Consider the following 19785-nt stretch of genomic DNA (forward strand, 5'->3'; position numbering starts at 1 on the left):
TTACCACCACTCCCACCGCTTCATTACCGTTTCAATTTTATCTTGCTGCATTGCAACGGCTGTCTGCGTTATTCCGTAGCGCTCCGCTTGCTCCGGAAGGGCGTCAACTCCGGCGAGTCCGCAGAAGATGCAACCGATTGAGCGTTCATAAAAAAAGACGGCAGGATAAACACCGTACTTACCGGTTAGCGGGAGCATAAATACAAAAGCTTCATATCCTGAGTATGATGCAGACAATACAGTGCGGAACGGCAAGCCGGATACTCTTGAGTTACCAATGCCCGTGATTGTTATTTGTTGATCCTTAAAGCCCGGATATGCACGGCAAAGCTTTTCTGCTGCGGCGGTCAAATATTGGGCATCCGCTTTTTTCCGTAGATATGACAGCCCAAAAAATGAGGCAAAGAATACAAGCACAATTCCGGCAAGTGCGGCATATTTTTTTAAAAGGTATTTTGCAGCATCGGTCATAATGCACCTCGTCTTCTTTTATAAAAATATGCTTCGAGCCACTCGATGAGGGGGGTGAGGCAATCAACAAATAAAACGGCGAAAGGAATACCGGCCGGTATCGCACCGGGACCCGCAATACAAAAAGCTAAGATGCCGGTCAGTATACCCGTGATGAATCTCCCTTCCCATGAACGGGGAATAGAGCCGCTGTCGTTCATGACAAAAAAGGCCGAAAAAAGAGCGCCGCTCGTCAGTAGCGCAGATAATATATCACCCTGTCCGTATGCACTTGCTTGCGCTGCGGAGGGAAACAAATACACAAGCAGACCGTAAACGATCAAAAAGGTAAAAGGAAGTGTTTTATGAATCGTTTTTACTGACAGCAATACAATCGAAGAGCATAACGTTAAGAGATTATAACGGAAAGCCGGTACGGCGGATGGATAATGAAGGAAAAGACTGATATACCCTTCCGGCAGCGTTACATCAACCCCGTGCAAAAATGTTGAATTAAACACTGACGTTATATATTGGTCGGCCGGTGTCTGCAACAGACCGGAACCGTCCATCGCTGCAAAAACGCTACCGCCGGAGAGTATCCGATCGGCACTGACCGGTTGCACAAAGCAATCGGGTTTGCAGACTGCTGCAATACAGACGGCAAGCATGACCGGATTAATCCATGAGGAACCTTTTCCGCCGAAAACACCCCAGCTGAAAAAATAACTCATAAACGCGATCAAAAAGCTAAAAACGAAGCCTCCGTTAACCGGTAGGAAAAAACCGATCAACAATCCGGTTACGAGCGCATGAATATCAAAGGTACCCTTCCCTTGCATATAACCGATAAGAAAAGACGCAAGCGCTGCCGCCGCTCCGGCGGATATAACCAGAAAGATACTTGCAAAATCGTGCATAATGCCCATCGCGATAAGCTGAAGCGATAGGAGGCTCAGCACGAGTATAGCTGTCTGCCGCGCATTCATACCGGTATAGACGTAAGGCGCAGGAGCGGGCATTGTACGGTTATACGGCATAACTATCTCCTCTTGCTGCTGCCGATTTGATAATCGCGCTTAACGGAATACGTACCGGACATACTGCCGAACAACAGGCACAACCGCTGCATAATGCAATAGAACACAGCGTTTCGGAGGTGTACCGGTCTCTTTGAATATGGCGTACCGTATCGATGGGGTCGATATATGCCGGGCAGCTCCGCAGGCATTGTCCGCAATGGCCGCATTCCTCCAGTTGTTGTTGAATATCAATATCTTTCCCGACCGCGTGGATCGATTTAATTCCCTTGCCGGCAGGTAAGTCTAAACTGTCAACCAATGTTCCGCGCAACAAACCGTTAATAATGATATGTGTATTTTTGCTTTTAAAGCCGCCGCATTCTTCTATTAGATGTCCGATCGGTGTCCCGATGCGTACTTTAATAACCTTGGCATGTTCCAATGTCTTGCCGGTAAGGAGCAAATACGTTGTCAACATCGGTTGGTTGTGCTGCACCGATTCATAAACCGACAACGCAGTCGAAGCGTCGATCACGACAGCATCTTTTTCTGCCGAACGTGTATGGGCAGTTCCTGCCGGATAGGTTTGCGGGATGGTGAGATGTGCAAGATCGCGGTTGGAAATAACGGTTCCGATTGTATCAAAAAGGGCACGGTCTTTCTTTTCCGTACCTGTTTCAACGATGATTTTTGCGGCGCCCATCGCATGAGCGATAATGCCGATTCCTTCTGCAACTTCACGGATAAAACGGTGGGCTAAAAAAGAATCCAGCATACATGTAGGGTCTTTATCGTAAAGCATAACGGTTAGCGTTTTTACACCGTGCTTTGCCGCCGCTCTCATATCTTCTGCAAGAGAAACCGTTTCTCCTGAAGTATTCACTAAACCGGCATGGTCAAGGAAATGAATCAGCCCTATCTGATCGCTTTGCTTCCATAAGTACGGAGTACGTTGCTTCCCCAATATACCGAAGCTGCCTCCCGTTTTGATATGGAGTCCGCGGAATGAATGACCGTTTGGAAGCTGTGCGTCAACAATCCCCGAAACAATACCGGGAACCGAGGCATGAACGTGCGCCGATAAGCTATTCCCTGCACGGGCAACCATCTGTCCTTCATTCACAAAATCTCCTACGGAGACCAGCGGAAGGCTGCTCGTTTGTGTTCTGAATGCAAGCGGAACCAACGCATATTGCGGCAGAAAAGCATTTCCTTCAAATTGGGGCTCTAAGCGGATATATTTTACTTGCTGTTGTCCTCGTTTAAATCGTATAAATTCCATCATCGTATTTTGCTCATTATAATCAGAACACAGGGAAATAACAACGTGCCGAGGATAATAAAAAACGAGGCAAACGGAGTCAGTGTAGATACATATAAGGGGCGATAGGCAGCAGCAGAAAAACCGGCTTGGGCTATCAGCATCTTTTCTAGCGGGAGCAGCGCCAGCCGTTCGTTTCTTAAAGCTCGAAGAATAAACACCGTATCAAAGGAATAGATAACTCTTTCTTCACGATGCAGTTTTCCCTCTGAATTCTCATAATAGGAATCAAAGTACACCCGCATATTCGGCGTAAGCGGCTGGAGCGGTTCATGCACATTCAGGTAGGGTAAAACAGCCGTATACCAATAATCTTCTATATAGTTACTTAAATCGGGGAGATAATCTTGCGGCCGCGATGCCTGCACGGTAAAAAAGCCGGAATCGGTAAACGGAATCGGCTGCCGTGAAACCGGCTGAGGCGCATTCAATTTAGCGGCAGCGGGACTTAAACGGTTCGTTGAGAACACAAGCGGTATAATCGCAGACACCAGCAGCAAACAGCCGGTTAAAACGGTAGCAGTAATTGCATATCGTGTATTCCAGAACTGTGCCCATGATTGCGGATGCATGGCAAACAGCTTTAACGAAGGATGTTGACGGTACTGCTCCCAATACGTCTCTTTCAGCTGTAAAAAGCTGTATACGGAAAAAAGTATACTTGCCGATAACAGCAGCGCCAGCAAGAAAAAACACAAGGAAACTATTCCATCGATAGCCGCAGTCAACAGCGGGGCAGCAGGAAGAATCAGCATGAATATATTATGCTTTATCCGCTCTTTAAGCTGCTTCCACTGAATAGTCAATTCGTTTTCCAGAGCCTCCAACCAATATGCGGCAGTCAATATACTTAACAGGGCAGTTGCAGACGATAAACTGCTTTTAATACAAAAAGCGTAACAGACAAAGCTGAACGCAGCGGCAAAAAACAGCAGTTTTTTACGGGAACCGGCAATACAGTAGGCAAACAGAATAAGCGCAAGCAGCCCTTGTATCGGACTATATGGAATAGCAGCTTCAAGAAAAAAATGAGCTCGTTTACCGTAGAGCGAAAAATAGAACGAAAGGTATTTAAAAATCGAAGTATATGGAAGATACAGATATTGATATCCGCCGTCGTCATCGCGGAACCATCGGGTATAACGGCCGATATCGGTAAATGGAAAGCGTTCATGCCGGCCGGTTCCTAGTAATGAAAAGCGGTTTGAAACGGAAAACTCCGATGCAGCTCCCGATATACCGGCCTCTTCCGCAGCAGAAACATACCGTTCAATATCGTCCGAACAGGGAACCGCTGCTATCCGGTACCCATCCCACACAGGAGCATAAAAACGGAGAGGAAAGATAATAAAAAGCAAGAGGATTCCGGTTGCGATGAACGCCGACAAGAAATATAAAAAACCGTTCAGCCGCTTCATGGGTTATACTGTATAATAGAGTGAAAAATAACTTCCGATTACAACACCGAGAATCATACCGGCAAAAACTTCAACAGGGGTATGACCTTGAACTTCTTTCACGGGCTTAAAAGGTATGTCCATTGTTTCGGCCATTTTAGCGCCTACTTCGTTTAACATTTTTGCTTGAAGTCCGCTTGAACGGCGGACGCCCATTGCATCTCTAATAACAATCATCGCAGAAAAAATAGAAAAAATAAATAAATCCGAAGAAACGCCCTGTTTAAAACCGATTGTAGTCGAGAGAGCTGTCACAAGAGCAGAATGACTTGAGGGCATCCCTCCTGTGCGCCATACCAATAAGTCAAAAAAGACCGGCAGAGAATGTACTGATGATCCGCAAAATCCGATGAATGTTTTGATAAATTGACTCAAAAGCCAGCTTGTAATCGCCGCTAAAAAAATCGGGTTTTGAGCTACAATTTTAACTTGTGTAAAAAAAACCTGCATCTTGTGGACAGTTTTGTATAATTAACAGCTTTTGTCAAGCACCGCATCTTTTAAAGAGGCTATCCAGCATTGCATGAGGATGCCGAATGCGACTGCAACATTGAGCGAGGCTTTGATGCCCTTCATCGGAATGCTGACAATACCGGCGGAAACCTTTTTGAGGGCTTCCGCGCTGAGCCCCAGTTCTTCGGAGCCGAGCAGGACAATGCCGTGCTTGGGGAAAGAAAAAGAAGTAATCGGAGTACCGCCGGTTTCAAGCGCAAAGACGGGTAAGTCGGGAGGCAGAGCTTCAAGCGGGCAATACTCCCACGGCAGAAAGTGAGTACAGCCCATCGCCGACCGCTGCGCACGGGGCTGTTCTGGCGAAACGCAGCCCTCCGACAAGAGCAGTTTTTCCGCACCGAAAGCCTCTGCGGTTCGGAATATGGAACCGAGATTAAAGGGCGCGCGGATATCTTCGGCATACACATAGACGCCCGGATAAAACGGGCGCATTACCGGAAGCGCTGCCGACGGTTCGCCGGTCTGTGTTTTAGTGTGTGGTGCTGTTGAATTTGCTGCTGCACCGGGCTTCAATACAGCGGCAAATTCAGGTATTACCGAATACGGTGCCGGTGCATCGGTTCCATAACGCAGCCCCGGAGCGATTAAATCCCATTCTGAGGGCTGCACGCCGCTCTGCCGGTACAGCGCATGGCGCAGCGTATTAAATAGTACGCGGTAATCTCCGGCGGTGAGCGTTTCCGCACGTAAGGCGGAAATATAGGTTTTGACGGCAGCGGTAATAACGGAATCGGACGGATACATTGACGCAAGATGCGCACAAAGCCCTTCGATATAAAATGAATCGCAGGAAAGAGAAATAGCCGAATACGGTAAGCCGGAAGGAACCGCAACGCATTCGGCTTCAAGTATCTCAAGAATTTTGATAATCTTGCGTATCTTTTGAGTAGTAGGGAGCCGGACAAGCTTAAAAAGCTCGATCATCTGCTAATATGCTTGTTTAAGCAGCTCAAACACATCGTCGCTCCGCATCGGTTTGGGGATATAGTTCATAAAACTGAGCGACACGGCGTCTTCGGAAATGGCGACCAGCTGCTCAATAGACAAACCGATATCTTTTAAACGAGTGGGCAGATTAGCTTGAGCCAAACGGCGGCGGATTTCCTCGATAGCGGCCTTTGCTACGTAAAGCGGATCAACACCGCGTGTATCGACATTCAGCATCCGCCCGATCTTTAAGAGTTTGTCGAGATTCGATGTTTGCGCATTCGTAAGGATATACGGCAAAAGGATGGTTCCGACTACCGAGCTTGAGATATTATAGCGACCTGCACATGCAAGTGCGATGGCGCTGCCTAATCCCGGACTGGAAAAAGAAATACCGATGGCGGTTAAACAGGCTGCTTCCGCAATAACCGTTTCGCGAGAAGCACCGGTAGAACGCCCGTGCTGCGGATCAAGCGACAATAAAAAGCGGTCGATTGCTTTCCCTAAAATCGTTTCCGACAAAAAGTTCGTTTTTGAGGAAGTATACCCTTCAAACGCAATACCGACGCCTTGAAGAATAGTTGCCGTCGTTGCATTTGGTGCAAGGTTTGAATAGCAAGCGGTATCGAAAACGCAGAGCTTACAGAGATCCTTCCGCACTTTTAACAGATGAATTTTTCGTGAACGAGCGTCAACAATCGGACTGAACGGAGTAAAGGTAAACGGTTCGCGGCAAGTAGCGGGAACTTCGATAAAAGGAAGCGGTTTCGCCGTACAGGGCTTTCCTTCGATAAAATCATAGATGGAACCGCTTTCATTATACAATGAGGCAACAGCGCGGCCGACTGCAACCGGTCCCATACCGCCGGAGGCAATAACAGCATCGATAAAGACTCCGCGTGCAAGACTTAATGCATTTTCGATAATATCCGAGTCGGCGGAACGTTTTACACCGTCAAATACGAGAACGGATATTCCCCTTTCTTCCAATGCATCAATAACTTTTTTTGCAATACCGGTTTCGTGCAGCAACGGATCAACAATAAATAAGAATTTTTTTCCAAACTGAACGGCTTCCGCACCGATTTTTGCTATGGAGTAACTTCCAAGAATAATATTTGATGTAAGCTTAAAGGTAAAATTAGACATACTCGTATTCCGCCTTTATTTCAGGTTTTTTGGGAGAAAATATATTAGCGATTAAAACTGCGTTGAAACGGCACCATACAGTTGAACCGGGTACCGCACTCTTTTAGAGACCGTAATCGTCTAATATCCTGTCAGCAACGAGTTCCAAGAGAGCATTATTTATATATGAAGGATCTGCAAGTTTTTTCTTTACCTCAGCAACCTTATCTTCACGAATATCCGGTGCATTTCTCACCGCTTCCAATGCAATATTTGCATCTGATAATACCCGTGCTTCATGTGAAACGGAAACCGCATCGGTTTTACCGAATGCTTCAGTCCTTTGCGTCCGCTGAAGAGGTTGTACAGGTTTTACAGGATCAATTCCGTTTAGTCTATCAATCGTCATGTTTTTTCCGCCTTCCATAGCTTTTATCGGCATTTTTATCGAAAAAATTAAGCTCTTCCGGATACAAAAACCGAAAACTCGCCTTTTATCGATTGCCGCTCCTGTAATGTATGTAAAATATCCGATACCGAACCGGATAAAATTTCTTCATGCAGTTTGGTCAACTCGCGGCCGACGACAACCTGTCTATCGCTATCAATATCGGCAATATCTTGTAAGAGCTTAATAATTCTGAACGGGGATTCGTAGAGTACGAAACCCGTTTGCATATCGAAAAGCTCCTGCAGCCGCCGTTTTCTCCGCCCCTGTTTGGGGGATAAAAACCCCTCAAACAGTACCGAAGAGTCGCCCGTTCCCGCAATGCTGACCATAACCGCAAATGCGGATGCGCCCGGAATGGGGACGACAGGATACCCCGCCTCACGTACCAGCTTGACGAGAACGGCTCCGGGGTCGCTCAAAGCAGGAGTCCCTGCATCGCTCGCATAAGCGACGTTCTTTCCGTCAGCCAATAGACCGATAATTTTCTGCGCAGCTTCCGCTTCATTCTGCGCCCTGCACGAAATAAGCGGCTTCCGTATCTCAAAATGAGTTAAAAGCCCCAGCGTATGCCGCGTATCCTCGCAGGCAATATAGTCGGCCGTTTTGAAAATTTCCAATGCCCGTACTGTAATATCGCCTAAATTTCCAATCGGTGTTCCGACTATATATAACGATGCCACTATAAAAGTATACTGCGTTTTATAGGTTGTCGCAAGTCCATGAATCGTGTATCTTATTAGTATGGGTACGTTTCTTTCACCGCTTTCGTGGTTCATATTGGTGTTTATCGGTATACTATTAATGGTTGTCGCCTATTTTTTGTTTACTTTCAGCAGCAAAAAAACCGGAACTGCCAAATATTTACCGAAAGGAAAACCGGGTGCGCCCGGCGTCTGCCCTGTTTGCTGTACCGTATTAAGGAAAGGGGAACAGCTAAAAACAAAGGTTTACCCATCGGAAGGAACCGACCGATTATGTTCAATCTATGGGTGTCCTCACTGTTATCCGATAATAGAACCCGATGCAGACCGCTTTTGTCCTGTATGTAAAGCACCTATTCCAGCCGATTCATACCTCATTGCCCGGCTATTTGACCGCGGTAAAACGGATAAACACGTGCGCATTCTCGGATGTAGAGCATGCCGGCACGCATAAACCGACAACGCCGTATCCACAATTTTAATCGCAGAAGTATAGGTTCCCTCACGGAAAAACTCCGCCTCTGCCGCGGTGATGTCGTGTCTTTTATCGGAAGCGGCGGCAAAACCACCTCCATGATTACCGCGGCAAATGAACTTGCGGCACAGGGATTGCGCGTTGCGGTAACTACTACAACAAAGATGGGAGCACGTGAAAAGGGACGGCTTGATTCCGCCGTGTCTTTTTTCGGCACGGAGATGGGAGAAAAACTGAGTGCCCCGCCGCCGGAAGTCATCGATAGCCTCTGTGATAACTATGATGTGGTGTTAATTGAAGCGGACGGCAGTAAACGGCGGGCGGTCAAGGGATGGAATGATACCGAACCCGTCATTCATCCCCGTACCACAAAAACGGTAGGACTTATTTCGACACGGACACTCGGCAAGCCGGTGAATGAAACATGGGTACACCGAACGGAACGATTTTTGAACATTACTTCCGCAAAGATGAATAAACCATTGCGGCTTCCCCATATTATGCAAGCGGTTTTTCATCCGAACGGTCTTTTTTTAAAGGCGCACGGTACCTGTTTTGTACTCTGTGTTGCGCCGAGGAGCGAACATGAAGCAATCCGCACCGCTTATTATCGTGCGCGGGGCAGGCGATTTGGCCAGCGGGGTACTGGCAGCAATCCATATCTCCGGTTTTCGTATCCTTGCACTGGAAACCGAAAACCCTTCCGCCATTCGCCGCACCGTTGCGTTCAGTGAGGCTGTTAGGATTGGGCATTGCTCAATAGAGAGAATCGAAGCGCGCCTAATTGCAAAGGAGCAAGCCGCAGGGATTCTATCTACGAACGATGGCGAAGCGGGTACCGGTACTATGGCTCATTTACCCGGCGTAGAGGCAATGACAGTCGATATCGAAACCGGCACCGCTGCCGACTCCAAAGCAAACCGTTTAAGCTTTATCCCCATTGCGGTTGACCCTACGGGAGAGTTGATTAGTGAGTTGCAGCCTGCCGCCGTTGTGGATGCCATCATTGCGAAAAAAAATTGCGGAACGCGCCTCGATATGGCGCCGTTGGTGATTGCGCTGGGGCCGGGCTTTACCGCCGGGAAAGACGCGCACATCGTTATCGAAACCATGCGCGGGCATAATTTAGCGCGCTTGATTTATCAAGGAACAGCGCTCCCCAATACCGGCATTCCCGGACTGGTCGGCGGAGAAAGCGCCTTGCGGGTTATCCATGCGCCGGCAGCAGGCACTCTGCGTGTTCTGCGCGATATCGGCAGCTCGGTTGCCCGCGGCGAAACCATTGCCCGCATCATACATACCGACGGCAGCGTTACCGACGTTGCCGCTTCGCTTAATGGAATAATCCGCGGTATGTTGCCCGACGGGTTTACCGTTCGCAGCGGCCTTAAAATGGCGGATATAGACCCGCGCCTTACCGAGTTGAATAACTGTTTTACCATTTCCGACAAAGCGCGCGCACTCGGCGGGGCGGTATTGACGGCGCTGCTTTCCCGCGGTATTGTGCCGTAAAATAGCATCATGACGGAGCTGTGGATTTGCCGGCACAACGGATTATCTTTTGAACAAGAACGTACACAGGCAAGGGAAGTGCTGAAAAATGCGCTTGCCGAACGGATTCCTCATTGTCCCGAACCGCTTTTGTTTGAATATGGAAAGTACGGGAAGCCGTACCTAAAAAATGCAGCGTGGCACTTCAGTGTATCGTATACGCATGGGGTATGCCTCATTGCGTTATCCGACGGAGAGATTGGAGCTGACATTGAACGGCTACGCGCGGCAAAACCGCACGTTGCAAGCCGTTGTTTTACCGATTCCGAAAACCGTTATCTTTACCAAGATATGACGTTGTTTGATAAACGGTTTTACGAGTTGTGGACACAAAAAGAGGCATATCTCAAATATACGGGAGAGGGCTTTTACCGCTCCCCGAAAAGTGTCGATGTTTTATCCCAGCCTATTTGCGAATGCCTCTATACTTTTGCAAATAATGATGCAATAATTTCTTTATGCGGCCGAAGCATACATCCCGTTTCGGTCTATCAGGTTTCTTTATAAGAAAAGTAAGAAGGTGGTTTATGAATCAAGATATGGCAATACTGTGCGTTATCGGCGCTCTTTTGCTTATTATGATGATAAGTTGGATTATCAATCTTGTACGGGCGGCAAAAAACAAGCAGCCGCTGCGCTGGTTGGGGCGGATTGTATATATATCCGGAATCCTTTGTATCGGTTTGAATGCAATCCGCAGTTGGCGAATCTACGAAAATAGTGCCGGTATCATTATTGCGGCTCATGCGATCGCCCTTTTCAGTATTTTATCGGCTCTTATCCGGTCGGAACGGCAGCATAACGAACAAAGCAAGCCGTGAACAAAGTTTGTTTGAGGCGTTTGTGCAAAAATCGGTGTGTACCTGCTTAAAAAGCAGCTGCCGCAGTCGGTTGGTATTTTACGGTCATGAGAGCCGTGTATCCGAATTGTACGGCGGACGGCGGAAGTGAAGAAACTCCGCGGCATATTTTTGCGGATTGCAGAGGTGCCCGCATCCGTTTGCGAGATGGAAAATATCGGTTGAGTTGAGTACCGCCGCGTCAAGGTTATGTTCAACGGAGATAACCGTCAGCCCCTGTTCCGTATTCAGTTTTTTAATAAAGGTATAAATTTCCTGCTGGCTCTGTATGTCGATTCCCGTTGACGGTTCATCAAGGATGAGCAAGTCCGGCTCACCGATAAGGGCACGGGCAATGTACATCTTTTGCAGTTGCCCGCCGGACAGCGTCCCCGCCAAAGCATACTTGTAATCAAGCAGCCGGACATCCGAAAGATAGCGGTCGATAACGCCCTTGTCGTGCTGTTTGCGTAATATCCGATAAGAATTTAAGGTTTCGTAAACGGTAATGGGAAAGCCCGTTATCGCCGCTTTTTTTTGCGGCACATAGCCGATACTACGTGCGTTGCAGCGGATAGTCCCCGTATCGGGAGTCAGCAGTCCGAGAATCAGCTTTATCAAGGTGCTTTTTCCCGTGCCATTTTCTCCGACAATCGAGATATACGCCCCTTGCTTAATCGTAAGGCAGAGATTTTCAAATAATACTTTTTTACCGGCGCCGTACTTAAACGATAAATTCTGAATACAGACCATTCCGCACGCTTCGGTATGTTCGTGTGCGGGACTAAAAGCCGGCAAAAATGAAGATTCCTGTCCATTCATAAAAATACGTTAGGCCGGTTCGTGAAATTTTGCATTGAGTTTTTCACATATTTCACGCAGCTGTGATTCATTTTCAATATTATGCTGCCTAAGCAAAATCGGCGGAATTTGATAGTAGCTGATATTTCCGTCAAAGAACTGCAACATAAATTCAGCAAAACTGACCGTAGAAATAAGCTCATAATATTTTTTAGGGGCAGCTTCCGGTTCATATTGGTATTTTATCGTATTGATAATAGCGGCGGGTAAATGCCATTTTTCAGCAACTGCAACACCGATCGCTTGATGCTCCATCCCCGACATCACGCTCTTGATAACCTGATCGGGAATATTTTTTTCGGCTTTCAAGTCGTCGATTTTTTCCAATACTTCCGGATAAATGGAACTGAAAACAATCTTACCTAAATCGTGCAAAAGAGCACAAACATATATTTCTTCGAGAAGTTTTGTCTTTCCCTGCATTTTAGCAAGGTTATATGCAAAAAATGCACATCGATAGGTATGATCCCACAGCCTTTTTTGCTCACTCCCCGTTACTTTTAAAACTTGCAGCGTTCCAACGGAATACAACAGATGCTGAATACCCCGTATGCCGGCCATTTTAACCGCTTCGGTAATACTCATACATTCCTTTGTAAGCCCGAATGCAACAGAGTTGACAAGTTTTAACAGGTCGGTTGTTAATGCAATGTCATCACTGATAAAAGAGGCAATGGTACCCATTGTCGCATTCGGATCGTTGATAAGATGCTGTATTTGCACGATTTTTTCGGGAAATTGCGGAATTTCTTCAATATAATCGACAATCGTCTTAGTCAATTCTACGAGGTGCCGGTTCGCTTCAAAATCAACCGGAATGGTTATTCGATTAATCGTTAAGTCTTTTTCCGAAATCAATTGGAACGCATCTTCTTGCAATCCGATTTTTTTCAGCATGAGAAGCATGATAATTAAACCAAGTCCCGCACCTTCCGTATCATCGATGGCCTGCATAAAAGCTTGATCCATATTTTCATAGTCCCGTGCAACCACCATTCGGTCGAAAATACGTTTGAATTCAGTTGCGACCATTTGGACATTATTGCGTACTTCGAAAATAATGTTTCCTTGCTTTACCTGCATAATAACTTTAATATAAAGACCTGCTTTTTTTTGTTGCTGCAGATAATAATCGATGTTCTCGAGACTTTCTTGTTTAAAATTGAGCATACCTTCGTCATAGGACTTCTGATCATAAATATCAAAGCCTTTTTCTTTAAAATACACCCGTTTTGTATTTGCCTTTTTCGCGTTCGTTGTCAGTTCACTGAGACAATAGACAATATAGTCTTGAATTGCATCTTGATGAATTACGCTAAGGAAAGCCTTTGCAACATCGACAATATAGTTTTCCGTTTCCTTGGGGAGCGTATAGGTATTAATCGAGATGGGGATATTCATCTGCACCGCTTGTTTAATCTTGTTTTTATCTACCGGTATAGTTGCAACATTATCCATATATTTAGTATAAGAGAAATTGATAATTTTCGCAATGCGTTATGAACAAAAAGCAGCGGCTTCTGCGGGTACCGGTAACAATCAGACCGATGCCTCTACCCTGATACGAAGCAGTGCGTGTATTGATATTCCATACTTTTGCGGGTAAAATATCGCACACGTGTATCACTGCAAACCGATACCGTATTTTTCCTATATATAGAGAAGAGGTCGAATGATTCACACAATTTTAGAGAAGAAACAATTCTCAAAAGATGTTTTCTATTTGCGCGTTGCTGCGCCGGAAATTGCCCGTCAGAGAAAGGCGGGACAATTTGTCATTATTCAGCTTGATATCGATTACGGCGAGCGTGTTCCGCTTACCATCGCCGATGCCGATCCTGACGCGGGGTGGATCGCGCTTGTCGTTCAGGCGGTTGGAGCTACCACGATTAAGCTCTGTCAGAAAGAGGTGGGAGATTCGGTTGCGGCAATCCTCGGGCCGCTCGGCAATCCCACTCATATCACAAAAGTCGGAAAGGTAGTGTGCGTCGGCGGCGGCATTGGTACGGCGCCTTTACACCCGATTGCCCAAGCCTATAAGCGTGCGGGTAATGAAGTTGTTATCATCATCGGCGGGCGTACAAAAGAACTCGTTATTTTCGAGGAAGAAATGCGTAAGATAGCGGATGAACTCATTATCGTAACCGATGACGGAAGCTACGGCAGAAAAGCGCTGGTTACCGAACCGCTCAAAGAAATTTGCGAAAGCGCCGCGCCGCCTCAAGAGGTTATTGCAATCGGCCCGCCGATTATGATGAAATTCTGCGCAGCAACAACCCGTCCGTTCGATATTCACACAGTGGTCTCGTTAAATACGATTATGATCGACGGTACCGGAATGTGCGGAGGCTGCCGCGTTACGGTTGACGGAAAGACAAAGTTTGTCTGCGTAGACGGTCCCGAATTTGACGGGCATAAAGTTGATTTTGACAATATGATGATGCGGATGAAAGCGTTTAAGGAACGGGAAGATCACGATCGTCATGTATGCAGAATCGGGCTGTCGAACGGAGCCAATTAAGCCGAACAAGGATAAACCGGCATCTCCCGAAATTTGCCGGATAGAGGAGTATGAAATGGGAAACGAAAGTACAAATACCGAACATCACTATGTGCCCCGCGAAGAACTTGCGGAACAGGCAAAAACATATTGGGGCGAACTGAAAGATAAAGAATTAAAAATGAAGGATCGCGCGGCTATTCCGATACAGGAAATGCCGGTGCTTGAACCGCATGCCAGAGCCCGCCTTATGGACGAGGTCGCAACCGGCTACACCGAGGAACAGGCGCGGATAGAGGCTGAACGCTGCTTAAACTGTAAGAACCGCCCCTGTGTACAGGGCTGCCCGGTCGGCATCCCCATCCCCGAATTTATCACGTGTATTCAAAAGGGAGATTTTAAGGCTTCCGTCGATACGATTAAAACGACGAACTTGCTCCCCGCTATCTGCGGCCGCGTATGCCCGCAGGAAAAACAGTGCCAAGCGGTATGTACCGTCGGCAAGATGCATAAATCGGTGGATAAGGCGGTTGCAATCGGCAGATTGGAACGCTTTGTTGCAGATTGGGAACGGGAAAATAATAAAACAACGATTCCGCCGATTGCTCCCGATACCGGAAAGAAGGTTGCGATTATCGGTTCAGGACCCGCAGGTCTTGCCGCCGCCGCCGATATCCGCCGTGCCGGTCATGCGGTAACCGTATTCGAAGCCTTCCATAAAACGGGCGGCGTTATGGTCTACGGAATCCCCGAATTCCGGCTCCCCAAAGACATTGTCGCTAAAGAAGTGGAAAATCTGAAAAAGATGGGCGTCAAGTTTGAAACCAACTTCTTAGTCGGACGGACGGCAACGCTGGAACAGCTGCTCCAAGAAGACGGATTCGACGCCGCCTTTATCGGTACCGGCGCGGGGCTTCCTAAGTTTATGAACGTCGAGGGAGAAAACCTCATCGGCGTATTCAGCGCAAACGAGTACTTAACCCGTGCCAATTTGATGAAGGCCTATCAAGAAGATAAGGCAGACACGCCGCTATATCCTGCAAAGGTTGTTGCGGTTATCGGTGGCGGAAACGTCGCGATGGATGCCGCCCGTATGGGATACCGGCTCGGCGCCGACAAAGTGTACTGTATTTACCGCCGTACCCGTGCCGAAATGCCCGCCCGTGCCGAAGAAATCGCCCATGCGGAAGAAGAAGGCGTTGAGTTCTGCTTTTTGCAAAACCCGACACGCTTTATCGGCGACAAAGACGGCAAGGTGTGCGCAGTCGAAGTGCTGAACTACGAGCTCGGTGAACCCGACGCTTCCGGCCGCCGCAGCCCCGTCGCCATTCCGGGCACCGAACATCAAATCCCGGTAGATACGGTTATCGTTGCGCTCGGCAATAGCTCTAACCCGCTGATGGCAAAGACGACGGAAGGATTGCAGGTAACCAAGACCGGCAACATCATCGTCGATGAAAACCAGAAAACCAGTATCCCGAAAGTGTGGTCGGGCGGAGACATCGTACTTGGTGCTGCCACCGTCATCCTCGCGATGGGCGAAGGACGCAAAGCGGCGGCGAGTATTAACGAATATTTAGCACAGTAACACAAAAGGAGAAATCGTATGAAAAAGTATGTACCGGAACCGTTTAGAATCAAAATGGTAGAGCCAATCAAAATGACAACCCGCGAAGAACGCCTCAAAAAACTTGAAGCGGCAAAGTACAATATGTTCAACCTGCGCGGGGAAGATGTGTACATCGACTTATTAACCGACAGCGGAACAAACGCAATGAGCGATAAACAGTGGGCGGGTGTGATGGTCGGTGATGAGGCATATGCCGGCGGCAAAAGCTATTTTAAATTGCTGGAAGCGGGACAGGATATTTTTGGATACGAATTTATCCAGCCGGTACATCAAGGACGTGCAGCGGAAAAAGTTATGTTCCCCTTATTGCTTAAAAAAGGGCAGTTCGCTATTTCCAATATGTTCTTTGATACGACACGAGCTCACGTAACATTATCCGGCGGAAAACCGGTAGACTGCGTATGTGCGGAAGCGAAAAAACCGTCCGTCTATGCTCCGTTTAAGGGTAACATGGATGTTGAAAAACTTGAAAAGTATATCAATGAATACGGCAAAGAAAATGTCGGCATGATTGTTATGACCATTACCAACAATTCTGCCGGCGGTCAGCCCGTATCAATGCAAAACATCCGCGAGGTTTCTGCGGTCGCAAAAAAATATGGCATCTTATTTAATATCGACGCCGCTCGTTTTGCTGAAAACGCGTATTTTATCAAAGAACGCGAAGCGGGATACAACAATAAATCCATTAAAGACATTGTCCGCGAGATGTTTAGCTATGCCGACACCTTTACGATGAGTGCAAAAAAAGATGCAATCGTCAACATGGGCGGCCTCATCGGTATTAAGAACAACAAAGATATTTACCAGCTGATTAAAGGCAACTGTATTTCGTTTGAAGGGTTTATTACCTACGGCGGCCTTGCCGGCCGGGATCTGGAAGCCTTGGCGATTGGTTTGTACGAAGGTATCGATGAGGCATATCTGAAATACCGCAATGCTTCTATGGAATATTTGGCATCTCAGCTGCTTGATGCCGGTGTTGCCATCCAAAATCCTGCGGGCGGACACGGTGTTTACGTCGATGCGAACGCAATGTTCCCGCACATTCCCTACTATGAATTCCCCGGCCATACACTCTGTGTAGAGCTGTACAAAGAAGCCGGTATCCGTACCTGCGATATTGGGTCGTTCATGCTCGGCAATGATCCTGAAACAGGCAAGCAGATTAAGTCTGAATTTGAGTTTGCACGGTTAGCTATCCCACGCCGTGTATATACGCAGGCACATTTGGATGTCATTGCCGAAGCATTAATCAACATCAAAGAGCGAGCTTCGCAGGTGAAAGGCTACCGCATCATCTGGGAACCGCCGATTTTACGTCACTTCCAAGCTCATTTGGAACCCATTAAATAGTCCTAAGCGGGCATTCGGAACACGATATGATGCATAAAGAAACACGGCGCGATCAATTCGGCTCACAGTTTGGATTTATTCTTGCTTGCATCGGTTCCGCCGTCGGTATGGGGAATATCTGGCTGTTCCCGTTTCGTGCCGGGCAGTTCGGAGGTGCGGCATTTTTAATTCCCTACGTCATCTTTGTTACTTTTATCGGATATACGGGTATTGTTGAAGAAATGTGTTTAGGACGGGCAATGAGAACAGGCCCGCACGGTGCGTTTCTGAAAGCGACTCAAATGCGCGGCAATAATTCCGGAGCTGCTATCGGATGGATTCCCGTTATCGGTTCGCTCGGTATTGCAATCGGATATACGGTTGTAGTCGGCTGGATTATCCGCTTTACGGCGGGAGCTTTTTCGGGTTCCATGCTTGCAGCGGAAAACAGCGGTGCATACTTCGGAGCCATTGCCGGACGGCTTTCAAGCTTACCGTGGCACAGTACCGCAATTATCGGTTGCGTTATAATTATGGCAGCAGGTATTTCATCAGGTATCGAAAAAGTCAACAAAGTGATGATGCCGGCATTTTTCGGCTTGTTTATTATTCTTGCCATTCGTGTTGCGACATTACCGAAAGCAGCTGACGGATATACCTTTTTATTTAAAGCAGACTGGAGTAAATTAGCTGATGTAAAAACATGGGTTTATGCACTTGGTCAAGCATTCTTTTCGTTATCCCTCGCCGGAAGCGGTACTGTGGTATACGGCAGCTATTTGAAGGATAATGAAGATGCTCCAACCAGTGCAAAATTCACGGCGATATTCGATACGCTTGCAGCGCTACTTGCGGCATTGGTTATTATCCCCGCAGTCTTTGTGTATAACCTTGAACCGACAGCAGGGCCTCCGTTGATGTTTATCACCATGCCGATGATCTTTAAAGAAATGCCTGCCGGCACCCTGTTTTCGATTATATTCTTTGTTGCGGTATTGTTCGCCGGAATTACCTCACTGATCAATCTCTATGAAACACCGGTAGAAATGCTGCAGCAAAAGTTTAAGCTGAGCCGGAAAGTTTCGCTTCTGATTGTGCTCGGTCTCGGTTTTCTTATCGGATTGATTGTTGAAGACGGAAACATACTCGGTACATGGATGGATGTTATCAGCATTTATATTATTCCGCTCGGAGCCTTACTTGCCGGTATTATGTTCTTCTGGGTATGCAATAAAGATTTCGTGTTACGCGAAGTTTCAAAAGGCCGCTTAAAACCGATCGGCAGCGCGTATGTTGTGCAAGGAAAATATCTTTACTGCGGCGTTACCGTCATCATATATATTCTCGGTATTTTCTACGGCGGTATCGGTTGATTCTGCTTGTATCGGTTTTATTTTCTTTGTTCAGAATGGGCTAATGCAATGATAGCGTTTAAAAATGCGGTTTTGCCGCAGTATCTATCTGCATCTATCGCTCCGCCAGCCATGTGCGCGTGGCCTCCTCCAGACCCCATGTCTTTTACCGTTTCTTGAATTAAATACCCCGCATCAAGCTTGCTATCACGGCTTCGTGCAGAGAGTTTGTATTCAGGCCCGTTTGTTTCTATTACAATAACAAAAGAAATATCTTTTATCCAAATTAAAAAATCGGCTACAATCGACAAAATGGCTCTTGAGTAATCTTCACTTAATTCTACAATTAAGAAATTATCTATGCGTAAATAGTCGGTAAAAGCCCGTCCTATTTCTTCAAGATCACAGATGTTTATGGTCGTTTTAATCATTTGATATGTTTTTTGCACATCCGATTTAAAGTAGAGCTCATAATAAGCATCCAGATCAAGTTTGTTTACACTTCTGGATAAAAAAGCCGTATCCAGCTGTATACCTGCAATCATTGCTGTCGCAGTCATTCCGTCATATTCTTTTCCCGATTCTTTCCAATAAGACCAAATAATAGAAGAACAGGCTCCGATTCCCGCCCTTATATCCGTATAAGCTGCTGTAGACTGCATTCGTGCCGGATGGTGATCTATTACGGCCTTTAAGATACCGCCTACCTTTTTTACGGTTCCCTTAAAAGGGGAGCCGTCTACAATTACAACTTGGTATTTTTTTAAATCAGCAATTTCATCAAGTTTTAAAAGAGGATAAGCTAAATATTCTACAAATTCTATTAAAGATAGACTTTGAATATGACCGCCATAAGCAATCTCTACTTTGTAGCCGTAACTTTCTAAAAGTTTTAAAAGAGCATACGCCGCACCGAGGGCATCATGATCCGGAAAATCATGCGTTTGTATAAGTACCGGTTGGTCTTTGCTTAAAACCGAACAAAGCGTAGATAAATTTTCTTCCATAAAAGAATAATCCTAAAGTAAAGTAGATAACATTATAGCATAAAAAGAGGTATTTTCCAATCGTAACAATTCGGTGTAACTTATTAAAGGAGAGGACAAATAGGCATTATTATTCTATGGGACTGTTAAAAATAGTCTGACGCAGCTCCCCCTTGCTCTGTCAAAAATCCTAGACAAGAATAGAGAAATATTGTACGGTATGTACCTGCCGATTAACAATTTTACTATTTTTAATCGCTTTATTCATAATTAATATAGTTAATAT

Annotated in this window: 21 protein-coding genes; 9 read left to right on the forward strand and 12 right to left on the reverse strand. The window is 46.6% G+C overall.

The window, feature by feature from the left end; translation table 11 throughout:
• The 9 genes from E4N66_RS11375 to rsmI form a co-directional block, all read right to left on the reverse strand.
• A complete protein-coding gene (locus E4N66_RS11375) occupies positions 1-471 on the reverse strand; it encodes a hypothetical protein (protein ID WP_253673609.1) in 471 nt (156 codons plus the stop codon).
• Positions 468-1490 carry an RnfABCDGE type electron transport complex subunit D gene (locus E4N66_RS11380; protein WP_253728105.1) on the reverse strand — a complete coding sequence of 341 codons (1023 nt, stop codon included), beginning with the start codon at positions 1488-1490 and terminating at the stop codon, positions 468-470. Before E4N66_RS11380 ends, E4N66_RS11375 begins: the two co-directional genes overlap by 4 nt.
• Positions 1480-2757, reverse strand: a complete 1278-nt coding sequence (locus tag E4N66_RS11385) for a nitrogen fixation protein (protein ID WP_253728106.1) — start codon at positions 2755-2757, stop codon at positions 1480-1482. Before E4N66_RS11385 ends, E4N66_RS11380 begins: the two co-directional genes overlap by 11 nt.
• Positions 2754-4211: a hypothetical protein gene (locus E4N66_RS11390; RefSeq protein ID WP_044014051.1), complete on the reverse strand. Its 1458-nt coding sequence runs from the start codon at positions 4209-4211 to the stop codon at positions 2754-2756. The genes E4N66_RS11385 and E4N66_RS11390 overlap by 4 nt, the downstream gene beginning before the upstream one ends.
• 3 nt (positions 4212-4214) lie before the next feature.
• The gene (locus E4N66_RS11395; protein ID WP_044014052.1) at positions 4215-4700 is read right to left on the reverse strand and encodes a divergent PAP2 family protein; all 486 of its coding nucleotides are present in this window, start codon (positions 4698-4700) and stop codon (positions 4215-4217) included.
• 21 nt (positions 4701-4721) lie between these two features.
• Entirely contained in the window at positions 4722-5687 is a 966-nt protein-coding gene (locus tag E4N66_RS11400) for a TrmH family RNA methyltransferase (RefSeq protein ID WP_253728107.1), read from the reverse strand.
• Positions 5688-5690: 3 nt separating this feature from the next.
• Positions 5691-6839: an iron-containing alcohol dehydrogenase gene (locus E4N66_RS11405; RefSeq protein ID WP_253728108.1), complete on the reverse strand. Its 1149-nt coding sequence runs from the start codon at positions 6837-6839 to the stop codon at positions 5691-5693.
• A 103-nt stretch (positions 6840-6942) separates the two neighbouring features.
• A complete protein-coding gene (locus E4N66_RS11410) occupies positions 6943-7227 on the reverse strand; it encodes a flagellar biosynthesis anti-sigma factor FlgM (RefSeq protein ID WP_253728109.1) in 285 nt (94 codons plus the stop codon).
• A gap of 47 nt (positions 7228-7274) precedes the next feature.
• Positions 7275-7934, reverse strand: a complete 660-nt coding sequence (gene rsmI, locus E4N66_RS11415) for a 16S rRNA (cytidine(1402)-2'-O)-methyltransferase (protein WP_253729453.1) — start codon at positions 7932-7934, stop codon at positions 7275-7277.
• A gap of 76 nt (positions 7935-8010) precedes the next feature.
• On the opposite strand from rsmI, the gene E4N66_RS11420 reads away from it, so the two are divergent.
• From E4N66_RS11420 to E4N66_RS11440, 5 genes are read left to right on the forward strand one after another with little or no spacing between them, the layout of a single operon-like run.
• Complete coding sequence (locus E4N66_RS11420) at positions 8011-8424, forward strand: hypothetical protein (RefSeq protein WP_253673603.1); 414 nt, start codon at positions 8011-8013, stop codon at positions 8422-8424.
• A complete protein-coding gene (gene yqeC, locus E4N66_RS11425) occupies positions 8409-9179 on the forward strand; it encodes a selenium cofactor biosynthesis protein YqeC (RefSeq protein ID WP_253728110.1) in 771 nt (256 codons plus the stop codon). Before E4N66_RS11420 ends, yqeC begins: the two co-directional genes overlap by 16 nt.
• On the forward strand, positions 9076-9957 hold the full coding sequence (yqeB, locus tag E4N66_RS11430) for a selenium-dependent molybdenum cofactor biosynthesis protein YqeB (protein ID WP_253729454.1): 882 nt from the start codon (positions 9076-9078) through the stop codon (positions 9955-9957). Before yqeC ends, yqeB begins: the two co-directional genes overlap by 104 nt.
• Positions 9958-9966: 9 nt before the next feature.
• A complete protein-coding gene (locus E4N66_RS11435) occupies positions 9967-10503 on the forward strand; it encodes a 4'-phosphopantetheinyl transferase family protein (protein ID WP_253728111.1) in 537 nt (178 codons plus the stop codon).
• A 20-nt stretch (positions 10504-10523) separates the two neighbouring features.
• A complete protein-coding gene (locus tag E4N66_RS11440; RefSeq protein WP_044014064.1) occupies positions 10524-10817 on the forward strand; it encodes a hypothetical protein in 294 nt (97 codons plus the stop codon).
• 84 nt (positions 10818-10901) lie between these two features.
• Here E4N66_RS11440 and E4N66_RS11445 read toward each other — a convergent pair whose 3' ends face one another.
• On the reverse strand, positions 10902-11588 hold the full coding sequence (locus E4N66_RS11445; RefSeq protein ID WP_371921845.1) for a metal ABC transporter ATP-binding protein: 687 nt from the start codon (positions 11586-11588) through the stop codon (positions 10902-10904).
• 78 nt (positions 11589-11666) lie between these two features.
• Entirely contained in the window at positions 11667-13154 is a 1488-nt protein-coding gene (locus E4N66_RS11450; protein ID WP_253728112.1) for an HDOD domain-containing protein, read from the reverse strand.
• 217 nt (positions 13155-13371) lie between these two features.
• Between E4N66_RS11450 and E4N66_RS11455 the strand changes: the two genes are divergently transcribed.
• The 4 genes from E4N66_RS11455 to E4N66_RS11470 are packed head-to-tail and all read left to right on the forward strand — an operon-like array spanning position 13372 to position 18534.
• On the forward strand, positions 13372-14217 hold the full coding sequence (locus E4N66_RS11455) for a sulfide/dihydroorotate dehydrogenase-like FAD/NAD-binding protein (RefSeq protein WP_253674849.1): 846 nt from the start codon (positions 13372-13374) through the stop codon (positions 14215-14217).
• Positions 14218-14272: 55 nt separating this feature from the next.
• On the forward strand, positions 14273-15784 hold the full coding sequence (gene gltA / locus E4N66_RS11460; protein ID WP_253728113.1) for an NADPH-dependent glutamate synthase: 1512 nt from the start codon (positions 14273-14275) through the stop codon (positions 15782-15784).
• Positions 15785-15802: 18 nt separating this feature from the next.
• Entirely contained in the window at positions 15803-17182 is a 1380-nt protein-coding gene (locus tag E4N66_RS11465) for a tryptophanase (protein WP_253728114.1), read from the forward strand.
• 26 nt (positions 17183-17208) lie between these two features.
• Complete coding sequence (locus E4N66_RS11470; protein ID WP_253728115.1) at positions 17209-18534, forward strand: sodium-dependent transporter; 1326 nt, start codon at positions 17209-17211, stop codon at positions 18532-18534.
• Between the two features lie 17 nt (positions 18535-18551).
• Here E4N66_RS11470 and E4N66_RS11475 read toward each other — a convergent pair whose 3' ends face one another.
• Positions 18552-19520, reverse strand: coding sequence for a DHH family phosphoesterase (locus E4N66_RS11475; RefSeq protein WP_253728116.1), 969 nt, complete (start codon positions 19518-19520; stop codon positions 18552-18554).
• Positions 19521-19785 lie beyond the last annotated feature (265 nt).

The organism is Treponema sp. OMZ 857 (genome assembly GCF_024181085.1).
Taxonomy (GTDB): domain Bacteria; phylum Spirochaetota; class Spirochaetia; order Treponematales; family Treponemataceae; genus Treponema.